This window comes from Variovorax sp. PBL-E5, from assembly GCF_901827185.1.
Taxonomy (GTDB): domain Bacteria; phylum Pseudomonadota; class Gammaproteobacteria; order Burkholderiales; family Burkholderiaceae_C; genus Variovorax.
The window spans coordinates 5,548,546-5,567,938 of record NZ_LR594671.1; the positions used below are offsets into that span (position 1 = coordinate 5,548,546).

Here is a 19,393-nt window from a genome sequence, read left to right on the forward strand (position 1 = left end):
AGGGGGTTGGCGAAGCGACACGAAGTGCGCGCAGCCTGGGGGCGAGCCCTAAATGCTTTCAGGCTTTCGCAGCGTCTGCATGCGGTCGATCGCGTGGACCTTGACCTTGCGAACCTCCGAGCCCTGGCGCACCGTGAGCACCACCTCGCTCTCGGGCGCCGCCCGCTTCCACAGCTGCTTGTAGAAGGCCTCGAGGGTGCGGACCTCGACACCGTCGATCTCCAGCACCACGTCACCGGGCTGCAGGCCGGCCGCCAGCGCGGGGCCCGAGCGATCGACACGCACGATCTCGACCTGCCCGTCGTGTTCCGATGAAGAGATGCCGAGCCACGGCCGCACGCTCGCGCGCGTCGTGCCCGTGGCCTGCAGCTCGGCGAGCACCGGACGCAGCAACTGCACCGGCACGAACATGTTGCCCGGCGGCCCATGATCGGGGCCGCCCGTCTCCATCACGAACAGGCTGCCGATGCCGAGCAGTTCGCCATTGCGATTGAAGAGCGCCGCGCCGCTGTGGTTGATCACCGGCGGGCTGGTGAAGAGCGCAGTGTCGATGTAGTACTCCCAGTAACCGGAGAAGGGCCGCGTCGCGACCAGCCGCGTGAACGCGACCTCGGTGCCGCTGCTGCTGCCGGTCGCGACCAGGAGCGGCTCGCCGGCCTTCACCGAGGCGACGCCGGCGAACGGCACCGGCTCGATGCCGCGCAGCGGCACCAGCGGCCGCACGAGGCCGAAGCCGGTGGCGAGGTCGTAGGCGACCTCGCGTGCCGGCAGGACATGGTCGTCCTGCGTGACGATCTCGATCGTCTCGGCCTCGAGCAGCAGGTAGCCGATGGTGAGGATCAGTCCGTCGGGCCCGATCACCACACCCGATCCGACGCGCTCCCGGCCCAGGCTGTCGGCGGACTTCGCGCCGTCGATCGCGGCCACGCGCAGCGCCACGACCGCATCGCCGGCGCGCTGGAGCGCCTGGACTTGCGCGCTGCCGGGTCGGCCATCGGACCGGGAGACGAGGGTGGCGGCCAGCAGGCCCGGGAAGGCGAAGAACAGCAGGACGCCGGCGATCAGCAACCGGGCCCCCCATCGTGCGGCGCGCAGGGCCACAGGCCCGGACGGCGGCATGAACCGAACCGGCGATCCGTGAATTTCCATGGCAGCGCTCCTGGGAACGATGGTGCCGCCATGGTGCGCCGCGAGCGAGCGGCTCGCAAGCCCGTGCCGCGCACCATAAACAGCAACACTCGTGCCAGATCGGCTAGAATGCAGGGTTCGTTTCGATATCACGACGAAGCACGTTTCGTCATCGCGCCGGCTGACCTGGAATCTCCAGGCCTTCACTCACAAGCCGGCCCTCACAGTGTGTTGGTGCGCCAGACCGGGCGCCCATGATTGCCACCACTGCCTTCGTACTTGTTGAAGCGAACAGCGCGCTGTCCGCTCCGGTGGGCGCCATTTCCGGCCGGCCTGCGCTTTTGTTTTTTCAATTATCTTCAGCGCTGTCGCGGCGTCGCGGCACGCAAGGCTTTCATGGACATCATTCAACACAGCATCGCGGTGGGCAAGTACCTTGTCTCGCCGCTCGTCAAGGATCTGGACGACGGCCGCTTCGCGGCTTCGGTCTCGATCCGCTCCGGGCACGGCAGCGGCACGCACGATCGCGTGATGCGCTTCACGCCGCGCTTCGCCAACCAGGCCGCCGCCATCCGCTACGCCCTCGACCAGGGACTGGCCTGGGTGCGCGAACGCACCCTGCCCCGCGGCACGGCGATCCCCTGCGCGGCCTGCTGAAGCGGCCCCGCAGTTTCAACCCATCACGACCATCATTCAGAGGACCACATGCCCAAGGAAGAACTGATCGAAATGAACGGCGCAGTGACCGAAGTGCTGCCCGACTCCCGCTACCGCGTGACCCTGGACAACGGTCACCAGCTCATCGCCTACAGCGGCGGCAAGATGCGCAAGCACCACATCCGCATCCTGGCCGGCGACAAGGTGTCGCTGGAGCTGTCGCCCTATGACCTGACCAAGGGCCGCATCACCTTCCGTCACCTGGAACGCCGCGGCCCACCGCCGGTCAACTCCAACAACAACGCGCCGCGCCGCTGATCGACGCCCGCGTGACCCCCACAGGATCCGCCGCCGACTTCGCTTCGCTGCCGCTCACGCCGCAGACGCTGGCGAACCTGACGCAGCTCGGCTATCTGCAGATGACGCCGATCCAGGCGGCCAGCCTGCCGGTGGCGCTGCTCGGCCGTGACCTGATCGCGCAGGCCAAGACCGGCAGCGGCAAGACCGCCGCTTTCGCGCTGGCGCTGCTCGCCAACCTCAACCCGCGCCGCTTCGCCATCCAGTCGATGGTGCTGTGCCCGACGCGCGAACTGGCCGACCAGGTGACGGCGGAAATCCGCCGCCTGGCCCGCGCCGAAGAAAACATCAAGGTGGTCACGCTTTGCGGCGGCGTCGCCTTGCGCGGGCAGCTCGCGAGCCTCGAGCACGGCGCCCATGTCGTGGTCGGCACGCCGGGCCGCATCATGGACCACCTCGAACGCGGCAGCCTGAAACTCGAAGCCCTCAACACGCTGGTGCTCGACGAAGCCGACCGCATGCTCGACATGGGCTTCTTCGACGACATCGCCAAGGTCGCCCGCCAGTGCCCGAAGGAACGCCAGACGCTGCTGTTCTCGGCCACCTACCCCGAAGGCATCGCCAAGCTCAGCGCGCAGTTCATGAAGAGCCCGCAGCAGATCACGGTGCAGGTGCAGCACGAGGAAGGCAAGATCCGCCAGCGCTGGTACGAGGTGAAGGACAGCGAACGGCTGCACGCCGTGAGCCTGCTGCTCAACCACTTTCGCCCGGCCAGCACGCTGGCCTTCTGCAACACCAAGCAGCAGTGCCGCGACCTGGTCCAGGTGCTGCAGGCCCAGGGCTTCAGCGCGCTGGCGCTGTTCGGCGAACTGGAGCAGCGCGAGCGCGACCAGGTGCTGGTGCAGTTCGCCAATCGCAGCTGTTCGGTGCTGGTCGCCACCGACGTCGCAGCGCGCGGCCTCGACATCGCGCAGCTCGAAGCGGTGATCAACGTCGACGTGACGCCCGATGCCGAGATCCACATCCACCGCATCGGCCGCACCGGACGCGGCGATGCAGAAGGCCTGGCATTGAGCCTCGCCGGCATGGACGAGATGGGCAGCGTCGGAAAGATCGAGCAGCTGCAGGGCCGCGAGTCCGAATGGCATCCGCTGGCCGAACTCACCGCCGATGCCCAAGGCCCGCTGCGGCCACCGATGGCCACGCTGCAGATCGTTGGCGGCCGCAAGGAGAAGATCCGCGCCGGCGACGTGCTGGGCGCGCTCACCGGCGAGGCCGGCTTCGCCAAGGAACAGGTCGGCAAGATCAACGTCAACGAGTTCTCCACCTACGTGGCGGTCGACCGGCGCATCGCGCGCGAGGCCGCGCACAAACTTTCCACCGGCCGCGTCAAGGGCAAGACCGTGAAGGTACGGCTGCTCGACGATGTGGCCTAATCACGTCCTTCGATTTCTTTTTATCCGAGCGTCCCATGCCCAAGAAAATCCGCACCGAGGCCGATCGCCTGGCCACCCCCAAGCCCGTTCCGCAACCTGGCTACAACGTCCCCAAGTCGGGCGGCGGCCAGAAGGTCAGCCTGGAGCGTGGCACCGCGACCCGCAGCAAGAAGAACCCCGGCAAGCGGGCCAAGAAGGGCGGTTGAGCGGACTGCGCCTTTCGCGGCGCACCGCCGACTCCGAAAACGCGCCCCCGGGCGCGTTTTTCATTGGAAGCTCACGCCACCCCATGTCCGACGACTACCAGATCGACATCCCGCCTTCGTTCTTCGCGGTCTACACCAACGCGAGGCAGCGCCTCGCCGAACCGATCGCCGTCGTGCGCGCGCGCTACGAGGTGTGCGAGGACCTTGCCAGTCACCTGGTGCAGCAGGCGCAGTTGCTGCATCACGTCGAGGTGCCCTCGGAAGACGAGATCCTGCGGCGCATCCACGCCGGCCTCTGCATGCCCGACGCGGGCGTCCCGGCGGGCGAGGCCGAATGGATCGTGCGGCGGCTGGCCGAGCTGCTGAACTGGAACTGTCCGCTGCTCGGCGATTCCCCCGAGCCCGACACGCCCTAGTCACGGCCGGACGCCGGCGCCGCCGCGTGCACTCCCCGCGCGGGCCCGAAAGTGATTCAATGCGGCAAATTCGCCGGAGAAGGAGACCGCATGACAACCACAAGTTCCCGCCGCTGGCTGCGGCGCACCGTGATCGGGCTCGCGCTGCTGATCGCGCTCGCAGCGTTGGCCCTCTTCGCCGGCGACCAGCTGGCGCGCCACAGAATGCAGCGCAAGGTCGAGGTCCCGGTGACGGCGGTCGCCTTCCGCGACGACGCCGCGGCGCTCGAACGCGGCCACTATCTCTTTGCCTCGCGCGGCTGCGTCGACTGTCATGGTGCGCAGGGCAACGGCCGCCTGTTTCTCGACGACGGCAAGGGCATGCGCATCGCGGGACCCAACATCAGTCCCGGCCCCGGCCCCGGCAGCGCGGTCGCCGCCTATGGCCCAGCGGACTGGGAGCGCACCATCCGCCACGGCGTGACCCCGCAAGGCCGGGCGCTGATGGTGATGCCGAGCGAGGACTACAACCGCCTCACCGATGACGACCTCGCTTCGCTGGTCGCCTACCTGCGCCACCTCGCGCCGGCCGAGGGCGGCCCTGCGGTGATCGACCTGCCCCTGCCCGTGCGTGCCCTCTATGGCTTCGGCGTGATCAAGGACGCCGCCGCCAAGATCGACCACACGCGCCCGCCCGAGCAGCCCGTGGCCGACGGCATCAGCGTGGCCCATGGCGCCTACGTCGCCAACATGTGCCTCGGCTGCCATGGCCCCAGGCTCGAAGGCGGCAAGATCCCCGGCGGCCCGCCCGACTGGCCGCCGGCCGCCAGGCTCTCGCCCGGCGAAGGCAGCGTGATGGCGCGCTACGCCGATGCCGACACCTTCGCGCGTCTTTTCAAGACCGGCCTGCGGCCGGACGGCAGCGCGGTGCAGGTGATGCCCTTCGGCTCGCTGCGCGAGATGAACGACACCGACGTGCGCGCGCTCCACCTCTACCTGAAGAGCCTCGCGCCGAGCAAGCCGGGCTGAGCGCCGGGCCTCAATCGATCTTCGCGCCCGAGGCCTTGACCACCGCGCCCATCGCGCGCCAGTCGGCTGCCAGCAGTTGCTGGAACGCGGGCGCATCGGAGCTGCGCGGCTCGATGCCCAGGCGCAGGAAGCGGTCCTTCATCGCCGGATCGGCCAGCACCTTGTCGACCGCGGCGTTGAGCCGATCGACCTCCGCCTTCGGTGTGCCTGCGGGCGCGAGCAGGCCGATCCACGAATCGAATTCGTAGCCCGGCAGGCCGCTCTCGGCCACCGTCGGCAGGTTCGGCAGAAAGGGGCTGCGCAGCTTGCCGGTCGAGGCCAGCGGCTTGATGCGGGCATCGTTCTGCAGACCCATCACGCCGATGCTCGACGAGGTCACCGCCTGCACGCGGCCGGCCAGCAATTCGGTGATCGCCTCGCCGGTCGACTTGGTCGGGATGTGCGTCATCTCGAGCCCGGCCTGGGCGAGGAACGAGGCCATCGCCAGGTGCGTGGCGCTGCCGTTGCCGGCCGATGCGTAGTTGTACTTGCCCGGATGCGCCTTCACCTCGCGGATGAACTCGGCGATGTTGGACACGTTGAGTGCGCTCGACGCCACCACCACGTAGCCCGCGTTGCCGAGGTTGGCGACGCCGACGAAATCCTTCAGCGGGTCGTAGGCGAGCTTGCTGTAGAGGTAGCCCGCGATGTGATGGCTGGCCGCCGCCAGCAGCAGCGTGTTGCCATCGGGCGCCGCCTTGGCCACCAGCGCCGCACCCACCGTGCCGCCGGCGCCGGCCCGGTTCTCGACGATCACCGAGGCATTCAGCGCCGCGCCGAGTTCGCCGTTGAAGGCGCGCGCCACCGTGTCCTGCACGGCGCCGGTGCCGAAGGGCACGACGATGCGGATCACGCGTTGCTGTGCATGCACAGCGCCGGCCATGCCGAGCGCCATGCCGGACAGCGCGCCGAGGGCCAGGGAACGTCGAGAGAGGAGGCAGGACATCGTCGGGATCGCTTTCACGTCGGGGGGAGAAGAAAGCCGCGGCGGCGCGGCGCGGAACCCGTCGACCTCTCAGCCGCCGGCCGGCAGCCAGCGCTCGACCAGCTTCACGAAGTAGCTGGCGCCGATCGGAATGATCTCGTCGTTGAAGTCGAAGGAGGTGTTGTGGATGATGCACGGCCCGGGTCCGTGGCCGTCCAGCCGGTGATCGCCGTCGCCGTTGCCGAGGAAGGCATAGCAGCCCGGCCGCGCCAGCAGCATGTGGGCGAAGTCCTCCGCGCCCATCACGGCCGGGAAGTCGTCGGTGACCATGTCCTCGCCCACGACCTCACGCATCACAGCCGCCGCGAAACGCGCCTCGGCCGCGTGGTTGACCACCGGCGGCGAGGCGCGCACGAAGCTCACCTCGGCCGTGCATTCGTGCGCGTCGGCGATGCCCTGGGCCAGCATGCGCAGCCGTTCCTCGATGCGGTCCAGCGCCGCGATCGAGAAGGTGCGCACCGTGCCGCCGACCGTCGCCGTGTCGGGGATCACGTTGGGCGCGTCCGAGCCCTGCAGCTGCGTCACTGCGAGCAGCGCGCGCTCGGTGCTCGCGATGGTGCGCGGCACGATGGTCTGCAGCGCCTGCGCCAGCGCGATCACGGCAGCCACCGGATCGATGCCGGTGTGCGGCATCGACGCGTGCGTGCCGCGGCCGCGCAGCGTAATCCGGTAGGTGTTGCTCGAGGCCATGAGCGCGCCTTCGTTGAGCGCGAAGCGGCCGACGTCGCCGACCGGGAAGTTGTGCAGCGCGAACACCGCGTCGCACGGGAAGCGGTCGAACAGGCCGTCCTGGATCATCTTCTTCGCGCCGGCCTTGCCCATCTCCTCGGCCGGCTGGAAGATGAAATTGACCGTGCCGTCGAAGCGCGCGCCCTTCTGCGCGAGGTGCCAGGCCGCGGCCAGCAGCATGGTGGTGTGGCCGTCATGGCCGCAGGCATGCATGCGGCCGGCATTCGTCGACCGGTGCGCGAACTGGTTGGCTTCGTCCAGCGGCAGCGCGTCCATGTCGGCGCGCAGGCCGATGCTGCGCGTGCCCGTGCCGCGGCGCAGCACGCCGACCACCCCGGTGCCGGCGATGCCGCGGTGCACCTCGATGCCCCACTCGGCCAGCAGCCTGGCGACCTTCTCGGAGGTTCGGTGTTCTTCGAAGCCCAGTTCGGGATGCGCATGGATGTCGCGACGGATGTCGACGAAGCGGCTCACGTCCGCGAAGGAATCGGCGATGTTCATGAAGACCGATTCTGAACCAGCCCGCCCGTCTTCGCGCAATGACTGGCCCGATCGGGCCGCTCGGCCTAGGATGGCATCTCACGACCTGCCGGAGTGCCACCATGAGCAATGAGCTGCGCAACAAACTGCACGAGTTGCAGGAACTGTCGAACAACGCGCCCGATCCACAGACGCGCGCAATCATCGAGGCGCTTCGGCTTCAGACCGCGATCCTGAACGAGCGCCTGTTCCGCATCGAGCTGCAGATGGCCGGTCTCGCCAAGCGCCAGAGCGGATCCGGCGCGACCCCCGAACCCAGCGAGTCCGCGGTCGCCTGATCGCCTGATCGCCGCCGGGCATGCGCTCAGCGCGCCCGCTCGGCGTTGCGCTTGCGCGTGGCCGCGGCCTTCATCGCCGAGGCCGAGCGCTCGGCCGCGCTGCGCGATGCGGACGCCGCGCCGCACAGGCGCCCGCCCTTGCAGGCCGGCGCGCGCCCTAGTGGTTGTCGCGCGGAATGCCGAAGGTCGCATGCACCTTCTGGTATTTCACCGCCGGCTTGAGCACCATCCCCCCCGACAGCTCGTCGACGATCCCGCGCTGAATCTCCTGCCATGGCGTCTGGCTCGGCGGATATGCATAACCGCCCGCCGCCTCCAGCTTCGCACGGCGCTTGGCAAGTTCCTCGTCGGACACCAGCATGTTCGCCGTGCGCTTCTTCAGGTCGATGCGCACGCGGTCGCCGGTGCGCAGCAACGCCAGGCCGCCACCGGTCGCCGCTTCGGGTGAGGCGTTGAGGATCGAGGGCGAGCCCGAAGTACCCGACTGCCGGCCGTCGCCGATGCAGGGCAGCGCGGTGATGCCCTTCTTGAGCAGGTAGTCGGGCGCGCGCATGTTGACCACCTCGGCCGCGCCCGGATAGCCCACCGGCCCGACACCGCGCATGCACAGGATGCTGTGGGCATCGATCTTCATCTTCGGATCGTCGATGCGCCGGTGGTAGTCCTCGGGGCCGTCGAACACGATGGCCGTGCCTTCGAAGGCCATCGGGTCGGCCGGGTTCTCGAGATAGCGCGCATGGAATTCCGGCGTGATGACGCTGGTCTTCATGATCGCGGAGTCGAACAGGTTGCCCTTGAGGTTGAGGAAGCCCGCGTTCTTCTTCATCGGCTTCGCGTAGGGGAAGATCACCTGGCGGTCGCTGGTGAAGCGGCCTTCGCAGTTCTCGATCAGGGTCTTGCCGTTGGCGGTCAGCGCGGGCTGGATCTTGCCCTGCGCGATCAGCTCGGCCACCACGGCGGGCACGCCGCCGGCGCGGTAGTAGTCCTCGCCGAGGTACTCGCCGGCCGGCTGCAGGTTGACGATCAGCGGGATCTTGTAGCCGTGCTTTTCCCAATCGGCGGTCGTGAGTTCGACGCCGATGTGGCGCGCGATCGCGTTCAGGTGCACCGGCGCATTGGTCGAGCCGCCGAGCGCCGAGTTGACGACGATCGCGTTCTCGAACGCGGCGCGCGTGAGGATGTCCGAGGGCTTGAGGTTCTCGCGCACCATTTCGACAATGCGCCTGCCCGTCATGTAGGCCATCTCCTGGCGGTCGCGGTAGGGCGCCGGGATCGCGGCGCTGCCCGGCAGCGTCATGCCCAGCGCCTCGGCCAGCGAGTTCATGGTCGAGGCCGTGCCCATGGTGTTGCAATGCCCGGTCGACGGCGCGGACGAGGCGACCAGCTTGAGGAAGCCCTTCTCGTCGATCTCGCCGGCCGCCATCATTTCGCGCGCCTTCCAGACGATGGTGCCGGAGCCGGTGCGCTCGCCCTGGTGCCAGCCATTGAGCATCGGCCCCGCATTGAGCGCGATGGCCGGGATGTCGACCGTGGCCGCGGCCATCAGCTGGGCCGGCGTGGTCTTGTCGCAGCCGGTGGTCAGCACCACGCCGTCGATCGGATAGCCGTACAGCACCTCGACCAGCGACAGGTATTGCAGGTTGCGATCGAGCGAGGCGGTCGGCCGCTTGCAGGTTTCCTGGATCGGATGGATCGGGAACTCGAAGGCGATGCCGCCCGCATCGCGGATGCCTTCGCGCACGCGCTCGGCCAGCACCAGGTGATGGCGGTTGCAGGGTGCGATGTCCGAACCCGTCTGCGCAATGCCGATCATCGGCCGGCCGGACTGCAGCTCGTCGAAGCCGAGGCCGAAGTTCATCGTGCGCTCGAGGTAGAGCGCCGTCATGTCGGCATTGGCCGGGTTGTCGAACCAGGCTTGGGAGCGCAGCGCGAACTTCTTCTTTTTCGATGGGGTCGGTGGGGTGGATTTCATGGTGTTCAGCGGTTCATGCCCTGGAGGGTCTCGTTCGCGTTCGGCAGCGCGGCGCAGTCGTCGATGTACTGGCGCACGATGTCGGCGAAATTGTCGTGCGGCCGCAGACCCAGGCGCGCGGCGCGCTCGGCGGTGGCGCCGCGCGGCCAGTTGGCGACGATGCCGGCAATGCGCTCGTCGCGCTCGAAGCGCACGCGGGCGCGCACGGCCGGGCCGGCCACTTCCTCCAGCGCGTCGAGCATGTCGCTGATGCGCACGTTGAGCGCCGGCAGGTTGAGCGCCAGCCGGCCGCCGAAGGCCTCGCGGCTGGCTTCGTAGACGGCGATCAGGCCATCGACCGTGTGCGAGGGCGAAGTCATCGGATGCGAGACGTCGGCCGATACCGGGCAGATCGATTCGACCCCGGCCAGCGGCTCGCGGATGATGCCGCTGAAGAAGGAGGACGCCGCGCCGTTCGGCTTGCCGGGCCGCACCGTGACCGTCATCAGCCGCGCGGCGCGGCCGTCGATGTAGCCCTTGCGCGTGTAGTCGGCGATCAGGTGTTCGCAGATCAGCTTCTGCACGCCGTAGGACGTCTGCGGTGCCGGCAGCGTGTCGTCGGCCACCAGCGCCGGCATCGGCACGGCCGGGTCGGGCCCGAACACCGCCACCGAGCTCGAGAACACCAGCCGCGCCACCGGGCCGCCGGCGTTCACGTGGGCGCGCAGCGCGTCGAGCAGTGCGCGCGTGCTGTCCAGGTTGGAGCGCAGGCCGAGATTGAAGTCGGCCTCGCATTCGCCCGAGACGGCGGCGGCGAGATGGAACACGCCGTCGAAGGATTCGGCGCGCAGGGCATCCGTCTGCATCAGCAGCGGACCGGTGCGGGCTTCGACCCGGGCGTCGGCCACGAGATCGGCCGGCGGCGGCGCGATGTCCGTCAGCACCATGCGCTCGATGCGCTGACCGTCCAGGGTGCCGCGGCGCAGCAGCGTGCGCGCGAGGCGCGCGCCGAGGAAACCGCCGCCGCCCGTGATCATCAGTTTCATGGAGATTCCTTCGTGGCTTTCGTTGTCTTTCGCAAAGAGGGCAAGGGCACGCCAGCGCGCTGGGCCCGGACCGCCGCCTTGCGGCGCCGGCCGTCGATGATGCCGCCTTCGACCAGCCGCTGTTCGCCGCGGATCAGGTGTTCGGTGGCGCGCCGCCGCGCGGCCGCCGGATCGCGCGCGGCGATGGCCTCGAAGATGGCGCGGTGCTCGGACTGCACGGCTTCCATGAAGTCGCGCCGCCGCGCTTCGTTGCCGCGCGTGATGCGCATGCCCTCGCGCAGGTACTGCTCCAGGAAGCCGAGCAAGAGCCGGAACTGCGGATTGCCGGTGGCCTCGCCGATCACGCGGTGGAAGGCCAGGTCCTCGGCCACGCCGTCCTGGCCGGCCGCGGCGGCGGCATCGATGGCCTTGAGCGCGCGCCGCAGTGCCGCGATCTGCACGCGGCTCGCGCGCTCGGCCGCCAGCGCGGCGATCTCGCCTTCCAGCACGCGGCGCACCTCGACCACATGGACCACCGCCTGCACCGAGGACAGCACCGCCGGATCGAAGGCCAGCGCCTGATGGGCCGGCGGCTCGGCCACGAACACGCCCGAACCCTGGCGCGACTGCACCAGCGCCTTCGACTTGAGCTGGTGCACCGCCTCGCGCACCACGGTGCGCGAGACGCCGTGCGCCAGCGCCAGCTCGCGCTCGGTCGGCAGGCGGTCGCCGGGCGCGAGCGCGCCCGATTCGATTTGCGCGCACCAGTGGGCTGCCAGCCGGTCCGACAGCCGATCGACGATCAGCTTGAGGGGCTGGGAGGGGGTGGTTCTCGGCGCGGCGGGGGGAAAAGCGAGGGCGGTTATCAGGTTATCGTACCAATTTGCAGGGACCGGTCCCTAACGGTTTGCCCTGATGCGCGCTCGGATTGCCGTGCCAATACTGCGCGCTGGCGATGCGGGTTCCTCCGCACCGCGGCGCCGACGCGCGAACTTTCAGGACTCCAGTGCATGGCCAGTGTCACGATCCAGGCAGTCAAGAAGAACTTCGGTAATGTCCCGATCCTCCATGGCGTGGACATCGACATCCGCGACGGCTCCTTCACCGTGCTGGTTGGGCCGTCGGGCTGCGGCAAGTCGACGCTGCTGCGCATGATCGCGGGGCTGGAGCAGATCAACGGCGGCGAGATCCGCATCGGCGACAAGCGCGTCAACGACCTGCCGCCGAAGGAGCGCGACATCGCGATGGTGTTCCAGAACTACGCGCTCTATCCGCACATGACCGTGCGCGACAACATGGCCTTCGCGCTCGCGCTGGCGAAGATGGACAAGACGGCCATCGATGCCAAGGTCAAGCAGGCGGCCGAGATCCTGGCGCTGATGCCGCTGCTCGACCGCTATCCGCGCCAGCTCTCGGGCGGCCAGCGCCAGCGCGTCGCGATGGGGCGCGCGATCGTGCGCGATCCGCAGGTCTTCCTGTTCGACGAGCCGCTGTCCAACCTCGACGCCAAGCTGCGCGTGGCGATGCGCAGCGAGATCAAGGAGCTGCACCAGCGGCTGAAGACCACCTCGATCTACGTCACGCACGACCAGATCGAGGCCATGACCATGGGCGACAAGATCGTCGTCATGCGCGACGGCCGCATCGAGCAGACCGGCAGTCCGCTGGAGCTCTACGACCATCCGGCCAACCAGTTCGTGGCCGGCTTCATCGGCTCGCCGGCGATGAACTTCCTGCCCGGCATCCTGCGGCGCGGCGCGGGCGCGGCGCGCGTGGAGCTGCCCGACGGCACGCAGCTCGATGCGCCGCTCGCGGCCGGCGGCGCCGATGGGCAGCCTGTCGTCTACGGCACGCGGCCCGAGCATCTGACGCTCGCCGACGGCGGCGGCATTGCGTCGCAGGTGGTGGTGATGGAGCCGACCGGCATGGACACCTTCGTCGCCTGCCGCCATGAAGGCACCGAGCTCTCGGCCGTGTTCCGCGAACGCCACGACTTCGCGCCCGGCACCACGATCCATCTGCAACCCGATCTTCAGAGAGCGCATCTTTTCGACGCCAGCACTGGTCAGCTTCTGGTGGCTTGAGTTTCACCCTGGTCCCGTCAACAACAAGGAGACATGAATGAGTGACTTCAGCAACAACCGCCGCAGCATCCTCAAGGCCACGGCCGGCGCGGCGGCGGCCTCGCTCGGCGTCGGCAGCATGGTGTTCTCGCCGCTCGCGAACGCGCAGACGATGAGCTTCAAACCCGAGAAGGGCGCCAAGCTGCGCGTACTGCGCTGGAGCCGCTTCGTGCAGGGCGACATCGATGCCTACATGGCGAACGTCAAGAAGTTCAGCGAGACCACCGGCATCGAGGTGCGCGTCGACAACGAAGGCTGGGAAGACGTGCGGCCCAAGGCGGCCGTGGCGGCCAACACCGGCGCCGGGCCCGACATCATCCTGTCGACCAACGACGACGCCGACCTGTACCCCGACAAGCTGCTCGACGTCACCGACCTGGCCGACTACCTCGGCAAGAAATACGGCGGCTGGTACCCGGCCGGCGAAGCCTTCATGCGGCCCGACGGCAAGAAGTGGATCGGCCTGCCGCTCGGCGCCTCGGGCTCGCTGATCGTGTACCGCGAAAGCATGGTCAAGGCCGCGGGCTTCGACACCTTTCCGAAGAACACCGACGACTTCCTCAAGCTCTACAAGGCATTGAAGGACAAGGGCACGCCGGGCGGCATGGCGCTCGGCAACGCGACCGGCGACAGCACCTGGACCAACTGGCTGATCTGGGCCTTCGGCGGCAAGCTGGTGGACAAGAGCAACAAGGTGGTGATCGACAGCCCCGAGACGCTGAAGGCGCTGGAGTACGGCAAGGAGCTGTATGCCAACTTCATTCCGGGCACGCTGTCGTGGCTCGATCCGAACAACAACAAGGCTTTTCTCGACGGCCAGATCAGCGTGACCAACAACGGCATCTCGATCTACTACGCGGCCAAGAACTCGCCCGACCCCAAGCTCAAGGAAATGGCCGCCGACATCAACCACGCGGTGTTCCCGATCGGGCCGGTGGGCGTGCCGACCGAATCGCATCTGTTCTTCAACCAGATGATCATGAAGTACACCAAGTACCCGCAGGCCTCGAAGGAGTTCCTGCGCTTCATGATGGAGAAGCCGCAGTTCGACGCCTGGCTCGAAGGCGGCGGCGGCTACGTCGCGCAGCCGCTGCGCGCCTACGAGGCCAATCCGGTCTGGACCGCCGATCCGAAGAACACGCCGTACCGCGATTCGGTCAAGAACCTGCGCCCGGGCGGCTACGACGGCAAGCTCGGCTACGCATCGGCCGGCGCGGCGGCGGACTTCATCATTCCCAACATGGTGGCCGAGGCGGCGAGCGGCGCCAAGACGCCGAAGGAAGCCGCGGAACGCGCGCAGAAGCGCGCCGAGCGCTACTACAAGGTCTGAGGCCGCAGCCCCGCATCGATGACCACGCGACTCACCCGGCTGCAGAACAGCCGCGGCGGCCTCAGCTTCCTGTTCATGCTGCCGGCCGCGGCGCTGCTGCTGCTGTTCCTGACCTATCCGCTCGGCCTGGGCACCTGGCTCGGCTTCACCGATACCAAGGTCGGGCGCAGCGGCGAGTGGATCGGCCTCGAGAACTACGAGTACCTGTGGGGCGATGCGGTCACGCGGCTGGCGCTCTTCAACACGCTCTTCTACACGGCGGTGGCGAGCGTGTTCAAGTTCCTGCTCGGCCTCTGGCTGGCGGTGCTGCTGAACAAGAACATCCGCTTCAAGACCTTCTTTCGCGCCGTCATCCTGCTGCCCTACATCGTGCCGACCGCGCTGTCGGCGATCGCCTTCTGGTGGATCTACGACTCGCAGTTCTCGATCATCAGCTGGGCGCTGGTGAAGATGGGCCTGATCGACCAGTACATCGACTTCCTCGGCAATCCGTGGAACGCGCGCTTCGCCGTCATCGCGGCCAACGTGTGGCGCGGCGTGCCCTTCGTCGCGATCACGCTTCTGGCCGGGCTGCAGACGATCTCGCCGAGCTACTACGAGGCCTCGGCCATCGACGGCGCGTCGCCCTGGCAGCAGTTCCGCCACGTCACGCTGCCATTGCTGACGCCGATCATCGCGGTGGTGATGACCTTCTCGGTGCTGTTCACCTTCACCGACTTCCAGCTGATCTACGTCATCACCCGCGGCGGCCCGCTCAATGCGACGCACCTGATGGCGACGCTGTCCTTCCAGCGCGCGATCTCGGGCGGCGCGCTCGGCGAAGGCGCGGCGATCGCGATCGCGATGGTGCCCTTCCTGCTGGCCTGCGTGATGTTCAGTTTCTTCGGCTTGCAGCGCCGCGCATGGCAACAGGGGGGATCCGATAAATGAGCAAGCCCGGCCAGATCGATGTCGTCGGGATGAGCTACCTCGACTCGGTGCCGCGCAAGGCGGTGACGGTCTACCTGCCCCTGCTGGTGTTCCTGATCGTGCTGCTGTTCCCGTTCTACTGGATGGCGATCACCTCGGTGAAGCCGGATGCGGAGCTGCTCTCGCGCGAAGGCAATCCGTTCTGGGTCATCGGCCCGACGCTCGCGCACTTCCACAAGCTGCTGTTCGAGACCGAGTACCCGCAGTGGCTCTGGAACACGGTGCTGGTGTCGGTGGTGTCGACCTTCTTCTCGCTCGCGGCCTCGGTGCTGGCGGCCTATGCGATCGAGCGGCTGCGCTTCAACGGCTCGCGGCAGGTGGGCCTTGCGATCTTCCTGGCCTATCTGGTGCCGCCGTCGATCCTGTTCATTCCGCTGGCCAACGTGGTGTTCAACCTCGGCCTGTTCGACACGCGCTGGGCGCTGATCCTGACCTACCCGACCTTCCTGATCCCGTTCTCGACCTGGCTCCTGATGGGCTACTTCCGCTCGATCCCGGCCGAGCTCGAGGAGTGCGCGCTGATCGACGGCGCGAGCCGCTGGCAGGTGCTGGTGAAGATCGTGCTGCCGCTGGCCGTGCCGGGGCTGATCTCGGCCGGCATCTTCGCCTTCACGCTGTCGTGGAACGAGTTCATCTATGCACTGACCTTCATCTCGTCTTCGGAGATCAAGACGCTGCCGGTGGGCGTGGTGACCGAGCTCGTGCAGGGCGACGTCTACCAGTGGGGACCGCTGATGGCCGGCGCGCTGCTGGGCTCGCTGCCGGTGGCCTTCATCTATTCCTTCTTCGTCGAATATTACGTCTCGGGACTGACCGGCTCGGTCAAGGAATAGCGGCGGCTATTTCTTTTCCTTCACGGGCGCCCTCGCCTGCTTCTGCGCGCCGCCGACCTGCCGCTCGACGGCGGCGCAGTTGGTGTTGACGCCGGGACCGGTCTCGATCAGCGGCAACAGCGCGGCGAAGGGCGCCGCGGCCGCCAGTGCGAGCGCCCCGCCGGCCCGCGCGAGCAGCGGGCCTTTCTCGATCTGGAAGTCCGGCTTTCGGAAGCTGCCGTAGAGCCGCACCGGCGTGCGCAGCGAGAGGATGCCCATGCGCTTGGGCTTCGGCGCGATGGTGAAGTCGAAGCGCTCGCGCGCCAGGTCGAAGTTGCCGCTGCCCAGGATCTGGGTCTGCTCGGTGTCGATCAGGAACAGCGACGACGTGCCCTGGCCGTCCTTGATGTCGAAGGCCATGCCGCCGCAGTTGACCTCGATCGTCTTGTCGCCGCCGACCAGCAGCTCGAGCACCTTGCCGCCATTGAGCGAGCTCGCCGCGTCGAGCAGGTTGGAGATGCGTCCGCCGGCGATCGCGGCGGCGATACGGCCATTGGATTTCGCGGCCGCGTCGGCGATCGAATTGCCCGTGCCCTTGAGCTCGATCGTCGCGCCGACCGTGCCTGCGCCCTGCGCGATGGCTTCCTTGTCGGGCACCAGCCGGTCGACGCGAATGCCGCGGAAGTTCGCCTGCAGCTCGGACTTGAGCGTCGGCTCGCGCGCATCGAGCAGCACCTGCGAGGCGATGGTGCCGCCGGCGAAGCCGAAGTCCAGCGGCGTCAGCTTGAGGATCGAATCGTGCAGATGCAGCGAGGCGTGGATGCTTTCCAGCGGCAGCGCGTTGGGCATCTCGAGCCGGGCCGCGTCGAGACCGACGTCGGCATCGATCTTCTGCAGCCGGCTGCCGTCGAAGCTGCCCGCGGGCAGCAGGTGATCGGGGTCGGTGGCCTGCTCGGTCGCCTTGGCCGCGGGACGATTGCGGGTCTGGGCCTGCGAGGCGACGGGCTTGCCGCCGCTCTCCCTGGTCTGCACGCCGATCAGCGGGCCGAGGTCGGCGAGCTTGAGCAGCTTGCTGTGCAGGTCGGCCGTGAGCAGCGGACGCGGCGTCTTGTCGACATAGGTGCCATGGCCGGTGACGTCGGTCGCGCCGATCTTGCCGGCCAGGTCGTCCATGGTGTAGGTCTTGCCCTTGAGGATCAGGTGGCCCTGCAGTTCGTACGGCGGCGAGGCCGGCAGCGGCAGCAAGAGGAAGGGATAGAGGTTGGCCAGCGTGCGGCCCCGGATGCGCAGCTGCGTGTCGATGGCCGAGATGTTGTCGGCGTCGGCGATCGTGCCTTCGACATCGACGCGCGTCGTGCCCGCGACCAGGCTGCCCTTGAGCGGAAAGGGCACGCCCGATTCCTGGAAGCTGAGCACCTCGCCGGTGAGCGCCGTGCCCGAGAAGGCGGCGTCGTGGTATTTGCCTTTGAAGTCGTATTGCGTGGTGTAGCGGTCGTTGATCGGCTTGGCCTTGGCGTCCTTCACCCGCGCCTGGCTGGCCGGGTCGAAGGTGCCGACCTGGACGTCGATCGAGAAGGGCATGCCGTAGTCGATGTAGCGCAGACGGCCCTGGTCCACCGACAGCGTGCTGATGCGCAGCTTGCTCGGCGACTTGTCGGAAGGGTCGGAGAGGATCCAGTTCTTGCGGTCGTCCGGCTGCCGTTCGAACACGAGCTCGGGATGGGTGAGCGCGACGCGCGGGATCAGCACCTTGCCGGGCAGGTCGCGCAGCGAGACCGAGAACTCCAGCGTCTCGATCCGTGCCATCGCCTTCTCCTTCGACCAGGCCGCGTTGCCGAAGTAGACGTCGTGCATGCGGATGGTCGGCGTCAGCGTCCAGCCAAGCGTGACGTGCAGGTCGGAGATGCGGAAGGTGCGCTCGGTCTTCTGCGAGACGTAGCGCTCCAGCGGATGCCGGAACCAGTTCCAGTCGAACAGCAGCACGAGCAGCACGAGCGCGACCGCGACGCCGGTCCAGACCGGATGGCGTCGCGGGAAACCGGTCCATGCCCTGTTCATCGCGCGCCTCAGGCGATCGACACGATCAACAGCGACACCGACGCGGCCGCCATCGCCGCCGTGGCCAGCCAACCCGCGACCCGCCATTTGGCGGGCAGCACCATCTTGCCCATGACCTGGGTGCTGGTGGCGGCGATCATCACCGCCACCATCACCGGCACCGAGATCACCGCGTTGATCACCGCCGCCCAGTAGAGCGCCGAGATCGGATTCAACCCCGAGACACTGATGGCGAGCCCGACGACCATCGCCAACGCGAGGATGCCGTAGAAGCTGCGCGCCTTCGCCAGCGGCAGGTCGAGCCCCTTGCGCCAGTGGAAGTAGCTGGCCACCGCATTCGCCGCCGAGCCGGCCAGCACCGGCAGCGCCAGCATGCCGGTGCCGAGGATGCCGAGCGCGAACAGCACGAAGGCGGCGTCACCGGCGATCGGGCGCAGCGCCTCGGCCGCCTGCTTCGTGGTCTCGATGTGGGTCAGGCCGTGCGCGTGCAGCGTGGCGGCGGTCGCGGTGATCATGAAGAAGGCGATCAGGTTCGAGAAGCCCATGCCGATCGCCGTGTCCAGCCTGAGGCGCCGGAACTGGCGCCGCGCCTGCTCCGGCGCGATGCGCAGCGGATGGTCTTCCGGCACGCGGTTGATCTCCTCCACCTCCTGCGAGGCCTGCCAGAAGAAGAGGTAGGGACTGATGGTGGTGCCGAGGATGGCGACGATGGTGGTGACGTAGTCCCTGTTCCATTGAAAGGACGGCGTGAAGGTGCCCTTCATCGCGGCCGCCCAGTCCACGTGCACCGAGAACACCACGCCCACATAGGCGAACAGCGAGAGCGTCAGCCACTTCAGGATGCGCACATAGCGCTCGTAGGGCAGGAACACCTGCAGCACCAGCGACAGCGCGCCGAAGCCCAGCGCGTATGCGCCCGCCGGCCCGGACGCCACCATCGCGGCCGAGTCGCCCATCGCGCTCAGGTCGGCGCCAAGGTTGATCACGTTGGCGACCAGCAGCAGCATCACCAGCGAGGCCACCAGCCAGCGCGGACAGAAGCGCGCGAAGGTTTCGGTGAGACCCTTGCCGGTCACGCGGCCGATGCGCGCGCTGGCGAGCTGGATGCCCATCATCAGCGGATAGGCGAGCAGCAGCGTCCAGCCGACGCCGTAGCCGAGTTGCGCGCCGGCCTGCGAGTAGGTCGCGATGCCGCTCGGGTCGTCGTCCGCCGCGCCGGTGATCAGGCCCGGCCCGAGCTGGGTCCACCAGCGTTGGCGGGCGGCGGGGACCGCGATGTCGGGCGTCGCGGGCAGGGGCGGATGGTTCACGAAGACTCCGTTCAATCGCGTACGGACCTTCGCCTGCGCGGCCGGCCCGGGCCATCGGTGCGCACCGCGCAGCCTTGTGGGACTTCGTCGAGTCTG

At 68.2% G+C, this 19,393-nt stretch carries 19 protein-coding genes; 11 read left to right on the forward strand and 8 right to left on the reverse strand.

The annotated features are described in order from the left end of the window. Positions 1-48: 48 nt before the first annotated feature. Positions 49-1,149, reverse strand: coding sequence for a S1C family serine protease (locus WDLP6_RS26930; protein WP_232077344.1), 1,101 nt, complete (start codon positions 1,147-1,149; stop codon positions 49-51). 375 nt (positions 1,150-1,524) lie between these two features. Between WDLP6_RS26930 and WDLP6_RS26935 the strand changes: the two genes are divergently transcribed. From WDLP6_RS26935 to WDLP6_RS26960, 6 genes are all read left to right on the forward strand, one after another. Beyond that, the gene (locus WDLP6_RS26935) at positions 1,525-1,785 is read left to right on the forward strand and encodes a hypothetical protein (protein ID WP_162570196.1); all 261 of its coding nucleotides are present in this window, start codon (positions 1,525-1,527) and stop codon (positions 1,783-1,785) included. 48 nt (positions 1,786-1,833) lie between these two features. Then, positions 1,834-2,103 carry a translation initiation factor IF-1 gene (gene infA / locus WDLP6_RS26940; RefSeq protein ID WP_162570197.1) on the forward strand — a complete coding sequence of 90 codons (270 nt, stop codon included), beginning with the start codon at positions 1,834-1,836 and terminating at the stop codon, positions 2,101-2,103. Positions 2,104-2,114: 11 nt separating this feature from the next. Beyond that, positions 2,115-3,518 (forward strand): ATP-dependent RNA helicase DbpA, encoded by a 1,404-nt coding sequence (gene dbpA, locus WDLP6_RS26945; RefSeq protein ID WP_162594840.1) that lies wholly within the window; start codon positions 2,115-2,117, stop codon positions 3,516-3,518. A gap of 35 nt (positions 3,519-3,553) precedes the next feature. Beyond that, entirely contained in the window at positions 3,554-3,724 is a 171-nt protein-coding gene (locus WDLP6_RS26950; RefSeq protein WP_174259910.1) for a hypothetical protein, read from the forward strand. Between the two features lie 83 nt (positions 3,725-3,807). Beyond that, positions 3,808-4,140, forward strand: a complete 333-nt coding sequence (locus WDLP6_RS26955) for a hypothetical protein (protein WP_162594841.1) — start codon at positions 3,808-3,810, stop codon at positions 4,138-4,140. 90 nt (positions 4,141-4,230) lie between these two features. Next, positions 4,231-5,148: a c-type cytochrome gene (locus WDLP6_RS26960; RefSeq protein WP_162594842.1), complete on the forward strand. Its 918-nt coding sequence runs from the start codon at positions 4,231-4,233 to the stop codon at positions 5,146-5,148. Between the two features lie 10 nt (positions 5,149-5,158). Here the strand turns inward: WDLP6_RS26960 and WDLP6_RS26965 are convergent, their stop codons facing one another. Together WDLP6_RS26965 and WDLP6_RS26970 are read right to left on the reverse strand one after the other, a co-directional pair. Continuing rightward, positions 5,159-6,133, reverse strand: a complete 975-nt coding sequence (locus WDLP6_RS26965; protein ID WP_162595273.1) for a tripartite tricarboxylate transporter substrate-binding protein — start codon at positions 6,131-6,133, stop codon at positions 5,159-5,161. 69 nt (positions 6,134-6,202) lie between these two features. Continuing rightward, positions 6,203-7,402: a M20 aminoacylase family protein gene (locus WDLP6_RS26970; protein WP_162594843.1), complete on the reverse strand. Its 1,200-nt coding sequence runs from the start codon at positions 7,400-7,402 to the stop codon at positions 6,203-6,205. 101 nt (positions 7,403-7,503) lie between these two features. Between WDLP6_RS26970 and WDLP6_RS26975 the strand changes: the two genes are divergently transcribed. Then, a complete protein-coding gene (locus WDLP6_RS26975; RefSeq protein WP_162594844.1) occupies positions 7,504-7,719 on the forward strand; it encodes a hypothetical protein in 216 nt (71 codons plus the stop codon). Between the two features lie 157 nt (positions 7,720-7,876). Here the strand turns inward: WDLP6_RS26975 and WDLP6_RS26980 are convergent, their stop codons facing one another. Genes WDLP6_RS26980 through WDLP6_RS26990 form a run of 3 tightly spaced genes read right to left on the reverse strand, consistent with a single transcriptional unit; the run spans position 7,877 to position 11,564 of the window. Beyond that, positions 7,877-9,691: an IlvD/Edd family dehydratase gene (locus WDLP6_RS26980; RefSeq protein ID WP_162594845.1), complete on the reverse strand. Its 1,815-nt coding sequence runs from the start codon at positions 9,689-9,691 to the stop codon at positions 7,877-7,879. 5 nt (positions 9,692-9,696) lie between these two features. Next, positions 9,697-10,716 carry a D-erythronate dehydrogenase gene (denD, locus tag WDLP6_RS26985; RefSeq protein WP_162594846.1) on the reverse strand — a complete coding sequence of 340 codons (1,020 nt, stop codon included), beginning with the start codon at positions 10,714-10,716 and terminating at the stop codon, positions 9,697-9,699. Continuing rightward, entirely contained in the window at positions 10,713-11,564 is an 852-nt protein-coding gene (locus tag WDLP6_RS26990) for a FadR/GntR family transcriptional regulator (RefSeq protein ID WP_332105700.1), read from the reverse strand. Before WDLP6_RS26990 ends, denD begins: the two co-directional genes overlap by 4 nt. 141 nt (positions 11,565-11,705) lie before the next feature. Between WDLP6_RS26990 and WDLP6_RS26995 the strand changes: the two genes are divergently transcribed. The 4 genes from WDLP6_RS26995 to WDLP6_RS27010 are packed head-to-tail and all read left to right on the forward strand — an operon-like array spanning position 11,706 to position 15,950. Further along, positions 11,706-12,779 (forward strand): ABC transporter ATP-binding protein, encoded by a 1,074-nt coding sequence (locus WDLP6_RS26995; protein ID WP_162594847.1) that lies wholly within the window; start codon positions 11,706-11,708, stop codon positions 12,777-12,779. A 37-nt stretch (positions 12,780-12,816) separates the two neighbouring features. Continuing rightward, complete coding sequence (locus tag WDLP6_RS27000; RefSeq protein WP_162594848.1) at positions 12,817-14,148, forward strand: ABC transporter substrate-binding protein; 1,332 nt, start codon at positions 12,817-12,819, stop codon at positions 14,146-14,148. An 18-nt stretch (positions 14,149-14,166) separates the two neighbouring features. Continuing rightward, a complete protein-coding gene (locus WDLP6_RS27005; RefSeq protein ID WP_162594849.1) occupies positions 14,167-15,078 on the forward strand; it encodes a carbohydrate ABC transporter permease in 912 nt (303 codons plus the stop codon). Then, a complete protein-coding gene (locus WDLP6_RS27010) occupies positions 15,075-15,950 on the forward strand; it encodes a carbohydrate ABC transporter permease (protein ID WP_162570210.1) in 876 nt (291 codons plus the stop codon). The genes WDLP6_RS27005 and WDLP6_RS27010 overlap by 4 nt, the downstream gene beginning before the upstream one ends. 6 nt (positions 15,951-15,956) lie before the next feature. Here the strand turns inward: WDLP6_RS27010 and WDLP6_RS27015 are convergent, their stop codons facing one another. Both WDLP6_RS27015 and WDLP6_RS27020 read right to left on the reverse strand, forming a co-directional pair. Further along, positions 15,957-17,987, reverse strand: coding sequence for an AsmA family protein (locus WDLP6_RS27015; RefSeq protein WP_162594850.1), 2,031 nt, complete (start codon positions 17,985-17,987; stop codon positions 15,957-15,959). 8 nt (positions 17,988-17,995) lie between these two features. Further along, positions 17,996-19,297: an Nramp family divalent metal transporter gene (locus WDLP6_RS27020; RefSeq protein WP_232077346.1), complete on the reverse strand. Its 1,302-nt coding sequence runs from the start codon at positions 19,295-19,297 to the stop codon at positions 17,996-17,998. Positions 19,298-19,393: the final 96 nt, after the last annotated feature.

Bases quoted from the DNA above. Each gene is read 5' to 3' on its own strand.
- WDLP6_RS26930 (WP_232077344.1), bottom strand. From the start codon at position 1,149: ATGGAAATTCACGGATCGCCGGTTCGGTTCATGCCGCCGTCCGGGCCT.
- WDLP6_RS26935 (WP_162570196.1), top strand. From the start codon at position 1,525: ATGGACATCATTCAACACAGCATCGCGGTGGGCAAGTACCTTGTCTCG.
- infA (WP_162570197.1), top strand. From the start codon at position 1,834: ATGCCCAAGGAAGAACTGATCGAAATGAACGGCGCAGTGACCGAAGTG.
- WDLP6_RS26950 (WP_174259910.1), top strand. From the start codon at position 3,554: ATGCCCAAGAAAATCCGCACCGAGGCCGATCGCCTGGCCACCCCCAAG.
- WDLP6_RS26955 (WP_162594841.1), top strand. From the start codon at position 3,808: ATGTCCGACGACTACCAGATCGACATCCCGCCTTCGTTCTTCGCGGTC.
- WDLP6_RS26960 (WP_162594842.1), top strand. From the start codon at position 4,231: ATGACAACCACAAGTTCCCGCCGCTGGCTGCGGCGCACCGTGATCGGG.
- WDLP6_RS26965 (WP_162595273.1), bottom strand. From the start codon at position 6,133: ATGTCCTGCCTCCTCTCTCGACGTTCCCTGGCCCTCGGCGCGCTGTCC.
- WDLP6_RS26970 (WP_162594843.1), bottom strand. From the start codon at position 7,402: ATGAACATCGCCGATTCCTTCGCGGACGTGAGCCGCTTCGTCGACATC.
- WDLP6_RS26975 (WP_162594844.1), top strand. From the start codon at position 7,504: ATGAGCAATGAGCTGCGCAACAAACTGCACGAGTTGCAGGAACTGTCG.
- WDLP6_RS26980 (WP_162594845.1), bottom strand. From the start codon at position 9,691: ATGAAATCCACCCCACCGACCCCATCGAAAAAGAAGAAGTTCGCGCTG.
- denD (WP_162594846.1), bottom strand. From the start codon at position 10,716: ATGAAACTGATGATCACGGGCGGCGGCGGTTTCCTCGGCGCGCGCCTC.
- WDLP6_RS26995 (WP_162594847.1), top strand. From the start codon at position 11,706: ATGGCCAGTGTCACGATCCAGGCAGTCAAGAAGAACTTCGGTAATGTC.
- WDLP6_RS27000 (WP_162594848.1), top strand. From the start codon at position 12,817: ATGAGTGACTTCAGCAACAACCGCCGCAGCATCCTCAAGGCCACGGCC.
- WDLP6_RS27005 (WP_162594849.1), top strand. From the start codon at position 14,167: ATGACCACGCGACTCACCCGGCTGCAGAACAGCCGCGGCGGCCTCAGC.
- WDLP6_RS27010 (WP_162570210.1), top strand. From the start codon at position 15,075: ATGAGCAAGCCCGGCCAGATCGATGTCGTCGGGATGAGCTACCTCGAC.
- WDLP6_RS27015 (WP_162594850.1), bottom strand. From the start codon at position 17,987: ATGAACAGGGCATGGACCGGTTTCCCGCGACGCCATCCGGTCTGGACC.